Annotated in this window: 3 protein-coding genes; 2 read left to right on the top strand and 1 reads right to left on the bottom strand. The window is 42.6% G+C overall.

Features of this window, described 5'->3' with window-relative positions:
* Positions 1–395: hypothetical protein (locus ACFVGY_RS37820; RefSeq protein WP_385687128.1), on the top strand; the 395-nt coding region annotated here is incomplete at its 5' end.
* Positions 396–405: 10 nt separating this feature from the next.
* Here ACFVGY_RS37820 and ACFVGY_RS37815 read toward each other — a convergent pair.
* Entirely contained in the window at positions 406–885 is a 480-nt protein-coding gene (locus tag ACFVGY_RS37815) for a DUF3967 domain-containing protein (RefSeq protein ID WP_041332654.1), read from the bottom strand.
* Positions 886–1004: 119 nt separating this feature from the next.
* On the opposite strand from ACFVGY_RS37815, the gene ACFVGY_RS37810 reads away from it, so the two are divergent.
* Positions 1005–1175, top strand: coding sequence for a hypothetical protein (locus tag ACFVGY_RS37810; RefSeq protein WP_208561537.1), 171 nt, complete (start codon positions 1005–1007; stop codon positions 1173–1175).
* Positions 1176–1542: the final 367 nt, after the last annotated feature.

Raw genomic sequence — 1542 nt, 5'->3', positions numbered from 1 at the left:
AAGTGAAAGAGGAACTGACGACTTTACGAACGGAAAACGAGGAACTGTCAGCTGAAAATAAAGTTTTGATCATTCAAAGAAATAGCGAAGCTGCGGAGAGCTTAAAACTAAAACAGGAACTTGATAAGAGAAACGGGCAGTATGCTGAGGTTTTGAGTTTCGCCAAGAAGCAGAATCAAACGCTTGAAAAAGTGGCTGGAGAAAACAAGGCGTTAAAAAAGGAAAATAAGACACTAAAAGAGAGAGTTGCCGTACTGGAACAATGGAAAGACAAAATGGTTCAGTGGGCTAAAGAAAAATTGCCAAAGATGCGGAAGTTAGCGGCATCGTTTTTCCGTACGGCTGGAATGCCTAGAGAAGCCAATAAATACAAGGACAATGAATTAGAGCGGTGAAAACGGGCAATCAATTGCCCTTCCAAAATTTCCACCACTTTTTTTGTTTGGTGGCTGCGATCATTTTTTGTGTCTCAAGGGACTCACGTAATGCAGCGGTGAGTGTCTCGTGCCTTTCTTGCTGTCTCTTTTCGAATTGCTCCATCCGTTCTGCCATGCGGCGGTTGAAGTCTTCCTGTCGCTTCATGAATTCAATCAAAGGATTGTCTTGTAGCGATGTAGCGGTATCCGATATGGTCAGTTTTGAACGATATAGGCTGGCTATATGCTTTACCGTTTCGTCGAGTGAGTGTCCATTGATTTTAGTCATTGTACATAGATACTCTAAAGTCTTTACGTCATCCTCGGTATAGAGTCGCCATCCTTTTGAGTCCTTATTGAATGAATACCCTTGTTCTTCAAGCATACTTGCATACTTGCGGACGGTCACAGGCTCTATACCGAGATGTTTTGCGACGTCTTTTGACGATAATTTAACTCCCATATCCATCACGAATCACCCCTTAAAAAGGGTTCGCTATAGCGAGGCTAAAGCCCTTTAAGTACTGCACCCTTTATTTGAGTTGTTTTGTAAAAGGGTGCAATTGAAAAGGAACGCTGCGTTACTAAATGAACGGAGAAAGTCAGTTATATCAAGGGGTTAAAGGCGATTTTTTAAGTTCGAGTTTGTTTTGGAGCGGAGAAAAAGAAAGAACTGATAAGGAAACCCGAGGAATCCTGGTCAGTTCTTTTGGGGTTGAATCTGACAAGAAAAGTAAGCCAAACGAAAGTGTAGAATGAACCCATCCTTTGAGTGTGCATCAAAACGGGCTTATTCATAATATGGCTAAAAATATCTGTGGTTACTCATGGATCACGGAGTGCCCAGTTTTACGCACCAAATAAATTGGGGCGTACGGGCGGAAATGACCCGCAGGGGCTTTTGATAAAGAGGAGGGGGTAGTTATGCATGAGATTGATTTTGAATCAGGGTTGTAATATGTAAGAGCAACCCTTGGCTTTGAGGGTTTAGTGTTGACGGAAGGAGAGGAAAAGCTTTTAGAAAGGCGGTTTCATGGAGAAATCACAGAAGAAGAATACATAAGAAAAGCGTTGGAGCTGTCTTATCTCTAAATGGGCAGCGTGCGCTCTTGGCGTGAGTCAACGG

It is taken from the genome of Streptomyces sp. NPDC127106 (assembly GCF_042677605.1).
In the GTDB taxonomy this organism is placed as follows: domain Bacteria; phylum Actinomycetota; class Actinomycetes; order Streptomycetales; family Streptomycetaceae; genus Streptomyces.
This window is presented reverse-complemented; position numbering and strand designations above follow the sequence as displayed.

Excerpts from the sequence above, each read along its gene's own strand:
- ACFVGY_RS37815 (WP_041332654.1), bottom strand. The coding sequence starts at position 885 with ATGGATATGGGAGTTAAATTATCGTCAAAAGACGTCGCAAAACATCTC.
- ACFVGY_RS37810 (WP_208561537.1), top strand. The coding sequence starts at position 1,005 with ATGAACGGAGAAAGTCAGTTATATCAAGGGGTTAAAGGCGATTTTTTA.